Genomic DNA, 16,191 nt, shown 5'->3' with positions numbered 1-16,191 from the left:
GCTCTCTGTCTTGCGGGCGGCGGTCTTCGTGGGGCGTTTGGCGGCGCTCTTGGCCGCCGGCTTGCGCGCGGGCGTGCCCGGCGCGCTCGCGGCCCCTGCGGTGGGGGCCTTCGCGGTGGCCTTCGCGGCGGTCGTACGGCGCGGCGCGGTACCGGTCCCGGCGCCGGCCTTCGGGGTGGCGGCCGACGCGGTGGCGGTGGTGCGGCGCGTGGTGGTGCGCCTGCGGGGTGCCGCGGCCCGGTCCTCCTCGGCCCCGGGTTGTGGGGCCGCCGCGGAGGGAGGTGCCGCGGGGGGCTGTGCTGCCGCGGGATGGGATTCGGAGGATCCGGTAGGGACCGCCCCGGACACCCTGGGCGACGGCATCGCCGGATCTGTCCGAGTGTCAGAATCCATCCGTCCGGCGGATTCCGCGACCGCTGCGTCGAGGGTTTCGGCCACAGGTGTGGACTGGTCCCGCGTGTCGCCGTGCATGCCAAGCTCCTGCCCGAGATCGGCGGCAGCTCCCGCGGGCCGGGGGGCGGGCCAGGGGAGTACCGGGAGGACTGCTGGGTGGGGAGGACGTGCGCGACCGGAGCCTGCCCGCGCCGCTGTCCCCGGCAACCTGCCCGGCGCCCGCCGAGCCGGTGGCGGGACGCCCCCGAGCCCGTGCGCGTCCCGGCGCACGCCTCCTGGGTCACGCCCCTGGGCGACCCGGTCCACCCGTGAACGAGCAGGCCGGTACCGAGGACACGCGTCAGTGTGCGGTGAGCGCCGAATGGGTTACGGAGAACGGGGACAGCGAACGCGAAAAGGATTCGGACGTGCTGCTTCAAGGGGGACGCCACCCGTCGCCGGACTCCCCGGAGCATCAACGACCTTCGGTCATCCTCGCATCGGTGACCGGGTTTTTGCACCGGTACGACAGTAGTTTCGGGTCTTCTCCCGGGCGGATGCACCCTCGGAAATGAAGCCGTACCGCAGAGTTCACGTATTGGTAGCGCGGGCCCCCGAAATGTGCGCCTCGCGCGCCCCCCGTGCAGACCAATGCGCCGAATGCGATCTCATCAATAGCCCGAACGGATGCCCAATAGCCCACTTGACGCACTGCCGGGCCGACCGCCGCGGCTACGCTTCACGCCGTGAAGGCAATCCGCAGATTCACCGTCCGCACCGTCCTGCCCGAACAACTCCAGCCGCTGCACGAGCTGGCCCTCAACCTGCGCTGGTCCTGGCACCCCGAGACCAGGGACCTGTTCCGGTCCGTGGACCCGGAGGTCTGGGCCGCGACCGGCGAGGACCCGGTGCGGCTGCTCGGGGAGGTCCCGGCCACCAGGCTCGCCGCGCTCGCCGCCGACCGGCGGTTCCTGCGCAGACTCGGCGACCTCGCCGACGACCTGCGCGACTACCTGACCGGCCCGCGCTGGTACCAGACCCGGCAGCAGGAGACCGGTGCCGCCCCGCTGCCCGCCGCCATCGCCTACTTCTCGCCCGAGTACGGCATCGCCGCCGCACTGCCCCAGTACTCCGGCGGACTCGGCATCCTCGCCGGCGACCACCTCAAGGCCGCCAGCGACCTCGGCGTCCCCGTCATCGGCGTCGGCCTGTTCTACCGGCACGGCTACTTCCGGCAGTCCCTGAGCCGGGACGGCTGGCAGCAGGAGCGCTACCCACTGCTCGACCCGGACGAGCTCGCGGTCAGCCCGCTGCGGGAGGCCGACGGCACCCCCAGCCGGGTCGACCTCGCCCTGCCCGGCGGCCGCACCCTCGCCGCCCGGATCTGGAAGGCCCAGGTCGGCCGGGTGCCGCTGCTGCTGCTCGACTCCGACATCGAGGCCAACTCGCCCGCCGAACGCGACGTCACCGACCGGCTGTACGGCGGCGGCAGTGAACACCGGCTGCTGCAGGAGATGCTGCTCGGCATCGGCGGCGTACGGGCGGTGCGCGCCTACTGCCGGCTCACCGGGCACCCCGCCCCCGAGGTCTTCCACACCAACGAGGGCCACGCCGGCTTCCTCGGCGTCGAACGGATCCGCGAACTCGTCGCCGAGGACGCGGCCGGCGCCGACCCGGCCGGGCCCGACACCGCCGGCCCCGACTTCGCCGCCGCCCTGGAGTCCGTCCGGGCCGGCACCCTGTTCACCACCCACACACCCGTGCCGGCCGGCATCGACCGCTTCGACCGCGAGCTGGTCGCCCGCCACTTCGGCGGGGACGCCGCCCTGCCCGGCGTCCCGGTCGACCAGGTGCTCGCACTCGGCGCCGAGACCTGGCGCGGCGGCGACCCGAAGCTGTTCAACATGGCCGCCATGGGCCTGCGGCTCGCCCAGCGCGCCAACGGGGTCTCCACCCTGCACGGCGAGGTCAGCCGCTCGATGTTCAACGGCCTCTGGCCCGGTTTCGACGCCGACGAGGTGCCGATCACCTCGGTCACCAACGGCGTGCACGCCGCCACCTGGATCGACCCGGCCGTCGTCCGGCTCGGCGCCGCCGAGATCGGCGCCGAACGCGCCGAGGAGGCCATGACCACCGGCGAGGCCACCCGCTGGACCGGCCTGGAAGCGATCGGCAACCCCGAGATCTGGGAACTGCGCCGCACCCTGCGCGCCCAGCTGGTGGACGAGGCCCGCCGCCGGCTGCACGCCTCCTGGCGCCAGCGCGGAGCCGGCGAGGCCGAGCTCGGCTGGGTCTCCTCGGTGCTCGACCCCGACGTACTCACCATCGGCTTCGCCCGCCGGGTGCCCTCGTACAAGCGGCTCACCCTGATGCTGCGCGACACGGAGCGGCTGCGCGCCCTGCTGCTGCACCCGACCCGGCCGGTGCAGATCGTGGTGGCCGGCAAGGCCCACCCGGCCGACGACGGCGGCAAGCGGCTCATCCAGCAGATGGTCGCCTTCGCCGACGACCCGGCCGTCCGGCACCGGATCGTCTTCCTGCCGGACTACGACATGGCGATGGCCCGGCACCTCTACCCGGGCTGCGACGTCTGGCTGAACAACCCGCTGCGCCCACTGGAGGCCTGCGGCACCTCCGGGATGAAGGCCGCGCTCAACGGCTGCCTCAACCTGTCCGTCCTGGACGGTTGGTGGGACGAGTGGTACGACGGCCGCAACGGCTGGGCGATCCCCACCGCCGACGAGAGCGGCGGGGTGCTCGACCCGGACAGCGGCGAGGCCGAGCGGCGCGACGACATCGAGGCGGCCGCCCTCTACGACCTGATCGAGCACCAGGTCGCCGCCCGCTTCTACGACCGGGACGCGGACGGGCTGCCGCACCACTGGATCGCCATGGTCCGGCACACCCTGGTCACCCTCGGGCCCAAGGTGCTGGCCGGGCGGATGGTCCGGGAGTACGTCGAACGGCTGTACACGCCGGCCGCGCTGGCCCAGCGGGAGCTGGCGGCCGACCGCAACCGCTGCGCCCGGGAGCTGGCGGTGTGGAAGGCGAAGGTCCGGGAGGCCTGGCCGGCCGTCCGGGTCGAGCACGTCGAAGCGGACTGCCCGGCCGAGGCCCAGGAGCTGGGCAGCTCGCTGGAGCTGCGGGTGCAGGTCGCGCTCGGGACGCTCGGGCCGGGCGACGTCGAGGTCCAGGTGGTCTCCGGCCGGGTGGACGAGTCGGACGGCATCTCGGACGCCTGCCTGCTCGCCCTCAAACCGGTCGGCGGGCCCGACCTGGACGGCCGCACCCGCTACGAGGGCTCGCTGGAGCTCTGCCGCACCGGCCCGTTCGGCTACACCGTCCGGGTGCTGCCCGCCCACCCGCGGCTGGCCTCGCCGGCCGAGCTGGGGCTGGTCGCGCTGCCCGCCGAGTCGGCCGGAATGGACGCGGGGCTGCTGCGCTGATCCGCCGCGCCGTCGTCCCCGCGGGGTGTGCCGCCGCGGGGACGGCAACGCGGCTGCTGACGCCGCGGAGGATGACTGTCGTTCGGATCGCCACGGACGGCAGTCATCCGGTTGCCCCGCGTGTCGGGCGGGGGCAGCGTGAAGGTCATGATGCGAACCGTGCGCGCGGCCGCCCTCGCCGCGCTCTCCGTAGTGCTCCTCGCGTGGCCGGCCCAGGCCGGCACCACCCCGCTCGCCGCGCCACCCGCGACCGCGCAGCTGTCCGTCGAACTCTGTCCGCCGCAGGGCCCGGTGGTGCCGGGGGAGACCGGGATCCTGGAGGTCCGGGTCACCAACCGGGGCCCGGAGACCACCAGCGACGCGACCCTGGTCGTCGTGCACATCCCGTCGCCGGGTGTGGTGCAGTCGGCCGAACCGCCCGTCACCCTCACCTACTTCGGCACCGGCAGCTCCTACCGGATCCCGGCCGGGCTGGCGCCGGGGGCGAGCTCGGTGGAGAAGCTGGCGCTGTACGTCGCGCCGGTCACCTCGCCGTTCACCACCATCAGCGGCGACGTCCAGGCCTTCTACCCGGGTGACCCGGACCAGTCCGGCCACACCACCCCGTACAGCCTCACCACCGCCGACACCCGGGCGCACTTCATGGTCGGCGCCTCCTCCGCCTGGGAGGGTGGCCACCCGGTGCCGCAGCCGGGCGACCTCACCGGAAAGCCCGGCGCGACCGTCAGCCTGCCGCTCTGGGTGTACAACGCGGGCCCCTCGTACTCGACCCACCCGGTCGACATCCGGATCACCACGCCGGAGCACACCACGCTGACCGGCGCCCCGCCGTACGACTGCACGGCGACCGGGGAGCGGACGCTCTCCTGCCACCTGCCGACCGGGCCGCGCTACCACGACGCGGTCTACCTCGACCCGGCGGTGGTGATCGACCCGGCGACCGTCGCGGGGCAGGTACTGCCCGGCGGGACGCTGGACGTGGTGGCCGCGTCCGAGGACTGCCCCTCGCCCGACTGGCACACCGACTTCGTGGTGACCGTGAACTGAGCGGGCCGAGCGGCAGATACGGACAGGCCCGGCCCGGGTGCGTGACGGCGCACCCGGACCGGGCACATTCATGGGTGGGAACGGGCCGGCCTCAGACCAGGCTGTCCCGCCAGGCCCGGTGCAGGGTGGCGAAGCGGCCGGAGCCGTCGATCAGCTCCTGCGGGGAGCCGTCCTCCACGATCCGGCCCCGGTCCATCACCAGGACGCGGTCGGCGATCTCCACGGTGGAGAGCCGGTGCGCGATGATCACCGCCGTCCGGCCCGCCAGCACCGTGCGCATCGCCCGCTGGACGGCCTGCTCGCCGGGGACGTCCAGGGAACTGGTCGCCTCGTCCAGGATCAGCACCGCAGGGTCGGCCAGCAGGGCGCGAGCGAAGGCCACCAGCTGGCGCTGACCGGCCGAGATCCGGCCGCCGCGCTTGCGCACGTCGGTGTCGAAGCCGTCCGGCAGCGCGGCGATGAACCCGTACGCGCCGATGTCGCGGGCAGCCTGCTCGACCTCCTCGCGGGTCGCGCCGGGGCGGCCGATCGCGATGTTCTCGGCGACGGTGCCGGAGAACAGGAAGGACTCCTGGGTCACCATCACCACCCCGCGCCGCAGTTCCGGGGTGGCCAGCTCGCGCAGGTCCACGCCGTCCAGCCGGATCCGGCCGTCGGTCGGGTCGTAGAAGCGGGCCAGCAGCTTGGCGACCGTCGACTTGCCCGCGCCGGTCGCGCCGACCACCGCCACCGTCTGCCCGGCGGGGATCTGCAGGTCGAAGGGCGGCAGCACCTCCTTGCCGGTGCGGTAGGCGAAGCGGGTCTGTTCGAACCGCACCTCACGGCCCTTGCCGGCGGCCTGCGGCAGGTCGCGCGGCTCGGCGGGCTCGGCGACCGTCGGCTCGTGGGCGAGCAGGCCGGCGATCTTCTCCAGGGCGGCGGCGGCCGACTGGTAGCTGTTCAGGAACATCGCCAGCTGGTCGATCGGGTCGAAGAGCCGGCGCAGGTAGAGCGCGAAGGCGGTGAGCACGCCCAGCTCCAGCGAGTCGTCGACGACCAGGTAGGAGCCGAACAGCACCACGCCGGTGATCCACAGGTTGGCGGTGGCGCGGGAGAGGCCGACGTAGCGGGCCAGCTCCAGGAAGCCGTCCGCGGTGGCGGTGGCCGCCTGCCGGTTGAGCACGGCGAAGGCGGCGTCGTTGGCCCGCTCGCGGCGGAAGGCCTGCACCGGGCGGATGCCGTTCATGGTCTCGGTGAAGCGGACGATCAGCGAGGCGGCCGAGGTCCGCGAGCGCCGGTACACCCGGCGCGAGCGGCGGCGGAAGGAACGGGCGATCAGCGCCAGCGGCACGCCGGAGGCCAGCGAGACCAGGCCGAGCCGCCAGTCCAGCACCAGCAGCAGCACCGAGATGTAGCAGACCGACAGGAAGACGGTCAGCAGCTCCTGGAGCCCTTCGGAGAGCAGTTCGCGCAGCGCGTCGATGTCGCTGGTGGCCCGGGAGATGATCCGGCCCGAGGTGTAGCGCTCGTGGAAGTCCAGGCTGAGCCGCTGGGCGTGCCGGAAGATCCGGCCGCGCAGCTCCAGCAGGATGTCCTGGTTCACCCGGGCGCTGATCTTGATGAACAGCCACTGCAGGACCGGGCTGAGCAGCGCGCAGAACAGGTAGGCGGCGACCACCGCGATCAGTGGGCCGGAGTCGTGCGCGCGCAGCGCCGGGATGGCGCGGTCCATCGCCACCGCGACCAGCAGCGGACCGGACTGCAGGGCGGCCTGCTGGACCAGGATCACCACCAGCGCGACGGCGATCCGGGCCCGGTGCGGGCCGAGCAGCGAGCGCAGCAGCGCCCGGGGCGCGCCGGGCGGGACGGGAATGTCGTCCTCGTCGGCGGGCGGCGGGGGCGGGGCCTCCGCGACGGGCGGCGTCTCCGCGACGGGCGGGGCGGATGCCTTGGCGGGGTCGGCGTCGGTGGGGCCGGTGGTGGGGTCGGCGGTGGTGGTCACGGGGCTGCACTTCCTTCGGGCACGAGGGCGGCCTCGCCGGACATCAGTTCGCGGTAGTGCGCGCAGTCGCGCAGCAGCTCCTGGTGGGTGCCGACGGCCGTGATCCGGCCGTCCGCCAGCACGGCGACCCGGTCGGCGAGCAGCACCGTGCTGGGCCGGTGGGCGACCACCAGGGCGGTGGTGGTGCCGAGGACCTCGCGCAGCGCGCGCTCGACCAGCGCCTCGGTGTGCACGTCCAGGGCGGAGAGCGGGTCGTCCAGCACCAGGAAAGCCGGGTCGCCGACCACCGCGCGGGCCAGCGCGAGGCGCTGGCGCTGGCCGCCGGACAGGCTCAGGCCCTGCTCGCCGACCTCGGTGTCCACGCCCTCGGGGAGCGTGTCGACGAAGCCGGCCTGGGCGGTGGCCAGGGCGGAGCGCAGCTGCTCCGTGCTCGCGCCCGGGGCGCCCATCAGGACGTTCTCCCGGACGGTCGCCGAGAAGAGGGTGGGCTCCTCGAAGGCGACCGCGACGAGTTCGCGCAGCCGCTCCCGGGGCAGGTCGCGGATGTCCCGGCCGTCCAGGGTGATGGTGCCGGCGGTGGCCTCGTAGAGCCGGGGGAGCAGGGCGGTGAGCGTGGTCTTGCCGCTGCCGGTGGCGCCGACCAGGGCCATCGTCTCGCCGCTGCGGATGTGCAGGTCGATGCCGGTCAGCAGGTCGGGGCTGTCCGCGGGGGCGTCGGGGTAGCGGAAGCGGACGCCGGTGAAGCGGATGCCGTCCGGGGCGGCCAGGGTCGTTTCGGTGCCCGGGTCCGGGGTGTCGGGCTCGTCCAGGACCTCGAAGAATCGGTCGGTGGCGGTGGCGGCCTCGTTGGCGTAGGCGAGCAGCCAGCCGAGCGATTCGATCGGCCAGCGCAGGGCGAGCGCGGTGGAGAGGAAGGCGACCAGGGTGCCGGCGCTCAGCTCGTCGTGGGCGACCAGGTAGGCGCCGACGGCCAGGGCGCAGCCGAGGGCGAGCTCCGGCAGGCCGACGATGACGGCCCAGACGTTGGCGAGCAGGTGCGCCTTCCCCAGCTCGGTGCGGCGCAGCTCCTGCGACTGGGCACGGAAGCGCTCGGCCATCGAGCGGTGGCGGCCGAAGGCCTTGAGGATCCGGATGCCGAGGACGGACTCCTCGACCACGGTGGCGAGGTCGCCGTTCTGGTCCTGGGCGCGGCGGGAGGCGCCCGAGTAGCCGGCCTCGAAGCGCCGGGTGAGCAGGAACAGCGGGACGACGGGGAGCAGGGCGATCAGTGCCAGCCGCCAGTCCTGGGTGAACATCACCACCGTCCCGGCCAGGAACATCACCGTGTTGACGATCAGGAAGACCAGCGGGAAGGCCAGGAACAGCCGCATGGTGTACATGTCGGCGGTGGCCCGGGAGAGCAACTGGCCGGATCCCCAGCGGTCGTGGAAGGAGACCGGCAGCCGTTGGAGCTTGGCGAAGAGGTCGCTGCGCATCGCCGTCTCCAGCCCGGCCAGCGGGCGGGCCAGCACCACCCGGCGGGTGTAGAACAGCCCGGCCTCCAAGAGGCCCACGAGCAGCAGCAGGCCGACCGGCGGCCAGAGGGCCGTCACGTCGTGCTCGGCGAGCGGGCCGTCCACGATCCGGCCGAGGATCACCGGGACGGTGAGCGTGCTGAGCATGCCGAGGGTGGCGGCCGCCACCGAGACGGCGATCCGGCCGCGGACGGCGCGGGCGTACGGCCGCAGGCGTAGCAGGGAGCGGACCGTGGAGCGGGGGCGCACGGTCGCGGGGTCGTCGTTTTGAATGTTCTCGGCCATCGCGGTGAGGGTAGGCAGAGAGGCCGTCACTTCTCATCCGGTTTTTCGCGCCTGTCAGGGGGGGTGGGGCGAGAACCGGCCATTGCTCCGGTCGTTATGGGGTGTTCGGGGTGGAGATGTCGGCGGGGGTGGAGATGTCGGCTGGGGTGGGGGTGCCGGCAGCTACCGCGTGGGGATGCGGAGGAGGTGCAGGGAGCGGGGGGCGAGGAGGACGGCGCCGCGCGGGTACGGTTCGCGGTCGCCGGTCCCTCCGGCGGCTGTGTCGATCAGCGTCTCGTACGCGGCTTCGGGCTCCGCCCAGGGCTCCCCGGGCAGGGTGAACACCGTCTCCCGGTGGTCCGCGTTGAGCAGCAGCAGGAAGCTGTCGTCCTGCAGCGGCTCGCCGCTGTCGTCCCGCTCGGACATCGCGGTGCCGCACAGCAGCATGCCGAGGCAGGCCGTCGGGGCGAACCAGTCGGCCTCGGTCATCTCCTTGCCCAGCGGGGTGAACCAGGCCAGGTCTGGCCGGCCGCCCGGGGTGGCGGCCCGGCCGGAGAAGAACGCCCGGCGGCGCAGCACCGGGTGGGCCCGGCGCAGCCGGACCAGCCGGGCGGTCAGCTCGCACAGCTCCTGCCAGCCGGGCTCCGCCAGCAGCGACCAGTCCAGCCAACTGGCCTCGTTGTCCTGGCAGTAGGCGTTGTTGTTGCCGCCCTGGGTGCGGCCCAGCTCGTCCCCGGCGGTGAGCATCGGGACACCCGCGGAGAGCAGCAGGGTGGCGATCAGGTTGCGCAGTTGGCGCAGCCGCAGGGCCCGGACGGCCGGGTCGGTGGTCTCGCCCTCGGCGCCGTGGTTCCAGGAGCGGTTGTCGTCGGTGCCGTCCCGGTTGGCCTCGCCGTTGGCCTCGTTGTGCTTGCGGTCGTACGAGACCAGGTCGCGCAGGGTGAAACCGTCGTGCGCGGTCACGAAGTTGACGGAGGCGTACGGGCGGCGGCCGGAGCGCTGGTAGAGGTCGGAGGAGCCGGAGAGGCGGTAGCCGAGCTCGCGGACGTCCGCGCGGGCGCCGCGCCAGAAGTCCCGTACGGCGTCCCGGTACTTGTCGTTCCACTCCGCCCACGGAGGGGGGAAGCCGCCCACCTGGTAGCCGCCCGGGCCGACGTCCCAGGGCTCGGCGATCAGCTTCACCCGGCTGAGCAGCGGGTCCTGGGCGACGGCGGCCAGGAAGGGGTGGTCCATGTCCACGCCGTCACCGCCGTTGCCGCCGCCCGGACCGCCGCGGGCCAGGGCGGCGGCGAGGTCGAAGCGGAAGCCGTCCACGCCCATCTCGGCGACCCAGTAGCGCAACGAGTCGGTCACCAGCCGGACCACCTGCGGGCGGCGGGTGTCCAGGGTGTTGCCGCAGCCGGTGTAGTCGGCATAGCCGCGCGGGCGGTTCGGGGGGAGGCGGTAGTAGGCGGCGTTGTCGATGCCGCGGAGGGAGAGCATCGGGCCGAGCTCGCCGCCCTCGGCGGTGTGGTTGAACACCACGTCCAGGATCACCTCGATCCCGGCGGCGTGCAGGGCGCGGACCATCCGCTTGAACTCGCCGACCTGGCCGCCGCGCGAACCGGAGGAGGAGTAGCCGGCGTGCGGGGCGAAGTAGCCGATCGTGTTGTAGCCCCAGTAGTTGACCAGGCCGCGGGCCTGCAGGTGGTCCTCGCTGGCGAACTGGTGGACGGGGAGGAGCTCGACGGCGGTCACGCCGAGACGGGTGAGGTGGGAGATGGCGGCGGGGTGCGCGAGGCCGGCGTAGGTGCCGCGCAGGTGCGGGGGGATGTCGGGGTGGCGCATGGTGAAGCCGCGGACGTGGAGCTCGTAGAGCACCGTCTCGGGCCAGGGGGTCTTCGGGCGGTGGTCGTCGTACCAGTCGTCCTCGTCGTGGACGACCACGGATCTCGGGACGTAGGGGGCGGAGTCGCGGTTGTCCCGGACGGTGTCGGCGACGTCGGCCTCCGGCCAGTTGCGGACGGCGGCGCAGGCTGCGTCGTGGGAGGTGTAACAGCCGTCGATGGCGCGGGCGTACGGGTCGAGCAGCAGCTTGGCGGGATTCCATCTGGCGCCGGTCCAGGGATCCCAGCGGCCGTGGACGCGGAAGCCGTAGCGGGTGCCGGGGTGGACACCGGGGACGAAGCCGTGCCAGATCTGGACGTCCTGTTCGGTGAGGCGGTGGCGGGTCTCCTGGCCGTCCTCGTCGAAGAGGCAGAGGTCGACGGCTTCGGCGCCGGGGGCCCAGAGGGCGAAGTTGGTGCCGGCTCGACCGGGTCGACCGGGTTGATCGGGGCGAGCGGTGTGGAAGCGGGCGCCCAGGGGCTGCCAGCTGCCCGGCCGTACCGCGGCTTCCAGCTCCTGCCCTGACGCCATGGCCGTACCCTCCCTGGGCGGGGTGTCCCGGACCCCGTGGAGGGTCTCTTTCCCGGAATGGGGAGGGTGGAAGCGGCTTAACGGGGGCTTACCGGCGGATGGCGGGGTGGGGGGTTGGTGTTCGGGGGGTGGCTTTCGGGAGGGTGGGGGTCGGGGGCGGCTCCGGAGGTGGGGTGGTGCGGGTTGGTGGGGGCGTGTCTCCTGGCTGGGGGTTTTCGTTGTTCCGGGCGTCGGTCGTGAACAGTGGGAGGCCCCGGGATGCGGCGCCGTGGATGGGTGTGGGCGCGGGGTGTGGTGGGGGTGGTGTGCTGTCTGGCGGTTCTTGCGGGGTGTGGGGGTGGGGCGGCGGAGTCGGGCGGGGATGCGGTGGCGCCGGCTGTGCCGGTGGTGGGGTCTCGGGCGGTGGTGAGTGTGGTGCCGGCTGATGGTGCGGTGGATGTGCAGCCGGAGGGTGCGGTTCGGGTGACGGCTTCGCAGGGGCGGTTGGTCTCGGTCCGGCTGGCTGATGCCAAGGGGGGCGAGGTGGCGGGGACGATCGGGGCGGACGGGGCCGGGTGGGTGCCGGACGGGGCGTTGCCGTGGGGGACCGCGTTCACGCTGGATGCCGTGGCGGAGGACGAGCAGGGGCAGCGGGCGGTGCAGCATGCGGCGTTCTCCACGGCGGCCAGGGCGCACACCTTCGCCGCGTTCTTCACTCCGGAGGACGGGTCCACGGTGGGAGTGGGCATGCCGGTGTCCCTACGGTTCAGCCGGCCGATCGCGGATCGGGCGGCGGTGGAGCGGGCCGTGCAGGTGTCGGCGGATCCGCCGGTGGCGGTGGCGGCGCACTGGTTCGGCAACCGGCGGTTGGACTTCCGGCCGCAGCAGTACTGGGCGGCGGGGACGAAGGTCACGGTGGCGCTGCGGTTGAAGGACGTCCAGGGGGCTCCGGGGGAGTTCGGTACGCAGAGCCGGGACCTGCGGTTCACCGTGGGCCGGGCGCAGGTGTCGACGGTGGACCTGGATGCGCACACCTTGACGGTCCGGGCCGGTCAGGGCGGCAGGGTGGTGCGGGTGCTGAAGGTCTCCGGCGGCAGCCCGGAGCACTCCACGTACCGGGGGGTGATGGTGGTGTCGGAGCGGTACAAGGTGACCCGGATGAACTCGCAGACCGTGGGCATGGGGGACGAGTACGACATCAAGGACGTGCCGCACGCGATGCGGCTGACCGACTCCGGCACCTTCCTGCACGGGAACTACTGGGCGGATCCGGAGGTGTTCGGCCGGGCCAACACCAGTCACGGCTGCATCGGGCTGGCCGACGCCAAGGGCGGGGCGAGCAAGGACTCCCCGGCGGGCTGGCTGTTCGAGCACACCGTGCCGGGGGACGTGGTGGAGGTGAAGGCCTCGGCGGGGGACTTCGTGCCGCCGCAGAACGGGCTCAACGGGTGGAATCTGCCCTGGGAGCAGTGGCTGGCGGGGAGCGCCCTGCGCTGACCACGCGGCCTGCGTCCGGTTCACCCCGGCTTCGAACGGTTTCCGTCCGGGCACCCCTGAAGATCCGCTCAGGGGGCCCGGTTATCCTGCTCCGGCGCGTCCGGCAGCCGGGCGCGAAAGATCGGCGTCCGGTGCAACTCATGGGGGCACTCAACGCGTCAAGAGAGTGAATACCGGGAGGGGAGAAACCGTGAAGACGGGTAAGACGGCCGGCGCCGCGATACGCACCAGCAACCGCTACGGGCGCAGGGCCGCGGTGGCGGCGGTGATGGGCGGGGTGCTGCTGCTCACGGCGGCGTGCAACGACGACAAGGGCAGTGGTTCCGACGGGTCGGGTTCGGCCGGTGCGGCGGCTTCGGCGGGTGCGTCGGCTCCGGCGGACGCGGGGGGCTCGGGGACGCCGAAGACCTCGGCCGCGGTGATCTCCGTGGAGCCGAAGGACGGGGCCCAGAACGTCCAGCCGACCGGGCTGCAGGTGTCCGTCTCCAACGGGAAGCTCAGCACGGTCGAGGTGACCGACAAGGACGGCAAGCCGGTCCAGGGGGCGATCACCCCGGACGGCGCCGCCTGGAAGCCCGCGGCGGCGCTCACCGTCGGCATGGCGTACAAGGTGAACGCGCAGGCCAAGGACGCCGAGGGCCTGGTGGCCGCGTCCACCACGACGTTCACCACCCTGACGCCGGACAAGAAGATCTCCACCAACGACAACATCAGCGACGGTGCCACCTACGGCGTCGGCATGATCGTCTCGGTGGAGTTCAACAAGGCGGTCAAGAACAAGGACGAGGTCCTGAAGGGGATCACGTTCGAGAGCAGCAACGGCACCGTGGTCAAGGGCCACTGGTTCGGCGACACCCGGGTGGACTTCCGTCCGGAGCAGTACTGGGCGCCGGACACCAAGGTGACCATCCACTACCGGCTGAAGAACGTCGAGGTCGCTCCCGGCATCTACGGTGACGTGGACAAGGACGAGCCGTTCACCATCGGCCGCTCGCAGATCTCCACCGCGGACGCGAAGACGCACCAGATGACCATCGAGCGGGGCGGCCAGAGCACCACGGTGCCGGTCACCCTGGGCGCGGACGCCACGCCGTCCTGGGGCGGGACCATGGTGGTCATGTCCAAGGAGAAGGTCACCCGGATGAACTCGCAGACCGTCGGTCTCGGCGGCGAGTACGACATCCAGGACGTGCCGCACGCGATGCGGCTGACCACCTCCGGCACCTTCGTGCACGGCAACTACTGGGCCAGCCCCTTCGGCAAGACCAACGCCAGCCACGGCTGCGTCTCGATGCAGGACGTGAAGGGCGGCAGCGACACCTCGGTCGCGGGCAAGTTCTTCAACGACTCGATGGTCGGTGACGTCATCAAGGTCGTGAACAGCAAGGAGAAGACCGTCTCGCCCTCCAACGGGCTGGGCGGCTGGAACGTGGCCTGGGCCAACTGGTAGGCCCTACCCGGAGGTTGGCCCCGGTACTCCGGGCACTCCGGTGAGTTCTCACGGAGCGGTCCGATCTCACCCGTTGGGGTCGGGCCGCTCCGGTTCCGGGGCGCGCAGCCCCGTGCATGTCGCAACCTTTCCGGTGGTCGGTCCACGGGGAGTTCGGGCAGTTCAGAGGAAGGGAATCGACGTTGAGGTCGATACGCAGGGTGGTGGCCGCCGGTCTGGTCGGCGGGGCGATGACGCTGACGGCCGCCTGTGGCGGCGGGGGCGGCGGGGGCGGTAGCGCGGCCAAGGCCGATCTGGGGGCCGGTGCGGCCGCCTCCCAGCCCGCGGCGGCGCCGAGCAGCGCGGCGGCCTCCGCGAGTGCGGTGCCGAAGGTCTCGAAGGCCGCGGTGAGCATCGAGCCCAAGGCCGGCTCGGTGGACGTGGCGCCGAACGCGATCAAGGTCGGCGCGACCGGCGGCAAGCTCACCACCGTGAAGGTGAGCGACAAGGCCGGCAAGGAGGTGCCCGGCACGATCTCCGCCGACGGCTCCTCCTGGACGCCCTCGGCCGCCCTGGCGGTGGGCACCGCCTACCAGGTCAGCGCGATGGCCGCGGACGCCGACGGCGCGGTCGCCACGGCGGACAGCAACTTCACCACGCTGACGCCGACGGCGCTCGCCAAGGCCTCCGACAACGTGGACAACGACGCCACGTACGGCGTCGGCATGATCGTCTCGGTGGACTTCAGCAAGGACGTCAAGAACAAGGACGACGTCCTGAAGGGGATCACCTTCGAGACCAGCAACGGCACCGTGGTCAAGGGCCACTGGTTCGGCTCCCGCCGGCTGGACTTCCGTCCGGAGCAGTACTGGGCGCCCGGCACCAAGGTGGTCGTGCACTACCGCCTCAAGAGCGTGGAGATCGCCCCCGGGGTGTACGGCGGAGACCGGGACGAGCCCTTCACGATCGGGCGATCCCAGATTTCGACGGTTGACGCCGCCGCGCACACGATGAACGTCGCGCGCGGGGACGGCCAGAACTCCGAGATCGACATCACCTCCGGCTCGGAGGAGCACCCGACCTGGAACGGCACCATGGTCGTCATGTCCAAGGAGGGCACGGTGCGGATGCAGTCCAGCACCCTGCCCGGCATGACCGGCGCGCCCTACGACCTGCAGGTGCCGCACTCGATGCGGCTCACCACCAGCGGGACGTACGTGCACGGCAACTGGTGGGCCAGGAACAGCACCTTCGGCGGCGACAACGTCAGCCACGGCTGCGTCGGCCTCAAGGACGTCGAGGGCGGCGGCGACTCGACCTCGATGGGCAAGTTCTACGACAGCTCGATGGTCGGGGACGTGGTGATCGTCAAGAACTCCGTCAAGAAGGAGACGCTCGACCCCTCGAACGGGCTGAGTGGCTGGAACGTGCCCTGGGGCTCCTGGTAGGAGGGGGTGGGGGTCAACTCGGGCTTGACGTACGTCGGCCCGGGTGGCCCCCTTCATGCACGCGGCATATGCCGACTCGGGCGAGATCGTTTGTTCATTGTCCGTACGCGGCTGCTTGCGTTCCGCAATGATGGTCCGCATGGCGGGTTGGGGCGAAACAGATCAGTCATCAGTTCCCGGGGCCGGCACGGTCGCCGCGGCGACCTGGGTCGACGCCCAGGTCGACCTCTCGGCTCTGGAGCGGCTCAGCTCCGAGGAGCTGGAGGAGATGTATTCCGGCAGGCTGTGCGATCAGTCCGAGCCGAACGAGGTGCGGCTGCCCTCCCGGCCGGAGTCGGGCCCGGTGGCGCGGCGGCTGGTGCTGTCGGTGTTGGAGTCCTGGGACCTCCATCAGTACCTGGAGGCCGGGGAGTTGCTGACCAGTGAGCTGGTGGCCAACGCGGTGCGGCACGCCGCCGGGCGCACCATCGGGCTGCAGGTGAGCCGCAAGCCCGGGTGGCTGCGGGTCGAAGTGCGGGACTCGTCGCGGTCGTTGCCCTGCATGATCCTCGCGGAGGCGAAGCCGGTGAACGAGCAGGGGCGGGGGTTGAAGGTCGTCGACGACCTCGCCGACCGCTGGGGTGCGGACCTGCTGCCGCGGGGCAAGGGCGTCTGGTTCGAGCTCAAGGTGCGCGAGCGGCACTGAGGCCTGGCCAGGGGCTCGGGAAAACACGCAGGGCCCCCGGTGTCGCCGTGGTCCGGCGGGTGGGGGCCCCTGCAAGTCATCGCGCCGGCCAAGGGGGTGCGTGCCGCGCGATGGGCGTCGGCAGTGCCAGGT

General features: G+C 72.5%; 9 protein-coding genes. 6 read left to right on the top strand and 3 right to left on the bottom strand.

The window, feature by feature from the left end:
- Positions 1-1,118: 1,118 nt before the first annotated feature.
- Both glgP and BX285_RS00805 read left to right on the top strand, forming a co-directional pair.
- On the top strand, positions 1,119-3,818 hold the full coding sequence (gene glgP, locus BX285_RS00810) for an alpha-glucan family phosphorylase (RefSeq protein ID WP_121174215.1): 2,700 nt from the start codon (positions 1,119-1,121) through the stop codon (positions 3,816-3,818).
- A 147-nt stretch (positions 3,819-3,965) separates the two neighbouring features.
- Positions 3,966-4,865, top strand: coding sequence for a hypothetical protein (locus BX285_RS00805; RefSeq protein ID WP_147465092.1), 900 nt, complete (start codon positions 3,966-3,968; stop codon positions 4,863-4,865).
- A 91-nt stretch (positions 4,866-4,956) separates the two neighbouring features.
- On the opposite strand, the gene BX285_RS00800 is transcribed toward BX285_RS00805, so the two are convergent.
- From BX285_RS00800 to glgX, 3 genes are all read right to left on the bottom strand, one after another.
- On the bottom strand, positions 4,957-6,846 hold the full coding sequence (locus BX285_RS00800) for an ABC transporter ATP-binding protein (RefSeq protein ID WP_121174213.1): 1,890 nt from the start codon (positions 6,844-6,846) through the stop codon (positions 4,957-4,959).
- On the bottom strand, positions 6,843-8,645 hold the full coding sequence (locus BX285_RS00795) for an ABC transporter ATP-binding protein (RefSeq protein ID WP_097236188.1): 1,803 nt from the start codon (positions 8,643-8,645) through the stop codon (positions 6,843-6,845). The genes BX285_RS00800 and BX285_RS00795 overlap by 4 nt, the downstream gene beginning before the upstream one ends.
- A 162-nt stretch (positions 8,646-8,807) precedes the next feature.
- Positions 8,808-11,021, bottom strand: a complete 2,214-nt coding sequence (glgX, locus tag BX285_RS00790; protein WP_121174212.1) for a glycogen debranching protein GlgX — start codon at positions 11,019-11,021, stop codon at positions 8,808-8,810.
- 258 nt (positions 11,022-11,279) lie between these two features.
- Here glgX and BX285_RS00785 point away from each other — a divergent pair, with 258 nt between their 5' ends.
- From BX285_RS00785 to BX285_RS00770, 4 genes are all read left to right on the top strand, one after another.
- The gene (locus BX285_RS00785) at positions 11,280-12,497 is read left to right on the top strand and encodes an Ig-like domain-containing protein (RefSeq protein WP_121174211.1); all 1,218 of its coding nucleotides are present in this window, start codon (positions 11,280-11,282) and stop codon (positions 12,495-12,497) included.
- A gap of 190 nt (positions 12,498-12,687) precedes the next feature.
- Complete coding sequence (locus BX285_RS00780; RefSeq protein WP_257032408.1) at positions 12,688-13,947, top strand: Ig-like domain-containing protein; 1,260 nt, start codon at positions 12,688-12,690, stop codon at positions 13,945-13,947.
- Between the two features lie 182 nt (positions 13,948-14,129).
- Positions 14,130-15,374 (top strand): Ig-like domain-containing protein, encoded by a 1,245-nt coding sequence (locus BX285_RS00775; RefSeq protein WP_257032407.1) that lies wholly within the window; start codon positions 14,130-14,132, stop codon positions 15,372-15,374.
- 139 nt (positions 15,375-15,513) lie between these two features.
- On the top strand, positions 15,514-16,059 hold the full coding sequence (locus BX285_RS00770; protein WP_257032406.1) for an ATP-binding protein: 546 nt from the start codon (positions 15,514-15,516) through the stop codon (positions 16,057-16,059).
- Positions 16,060-16,191: the final 132 nt, after the last annotated feature.

The sequence above is a fragment of the Streptomyces sp. 1114.5 genome, assembly GCF_003635085.1.
Taxonomy (GTDB): Bacteria; Actinomycetota; Actinomycetes; order Streptomycetales; family Streptomycetaceae; genus Kitasatospora.
The sequence above is the reverse complement of the archived record's forward strand: the minus strand, read 5'-3'. Positions and strand labels throughout refer to the sequence as shown.

What these genes read in the sequence shown, in the direction of transcription:
- BX285_RS00770 (WP_257032406.1), top strand. Translation starts at nt 15,514, where the DNA reads ATGGCGGGTTGGGGCGAAACAGATCAGTCATCAGTTCCCGGGGCCGGC.
- BX285_RS00805 (WP_147465092.1), top strand. Translation starts at nt 3,966, where the DNA reads ATGATGCGAACCGTGCGCGCGGCCGCCCTCGCCGCGCTCTCCGTAGTG.
- BX285_RS00785 (WP_121174211.1), top strand. Translation starts at nt 11,280, where the DNA reads ATGCGGCGCCGTGGATGGGTGTGGGCGCGGGGTGTGGTGGGGGTGGTG.
- BX285_RS00795 (WP_097236188.1), bottom strand. Translation starts at nt 8,645, where the DNA reads ATGGCCGAGAACATTCAAAACGACGACCCCGCGACCGTGCGCCCCCGC.
- glgX (WP_121174212.1), bottom strand. Translation starts at nt 11,021, where the DNA reads ATGGCGTCAGGGCAGGAGCTGGAAGCCGCGGTACGGCCGGGCAGCTGG.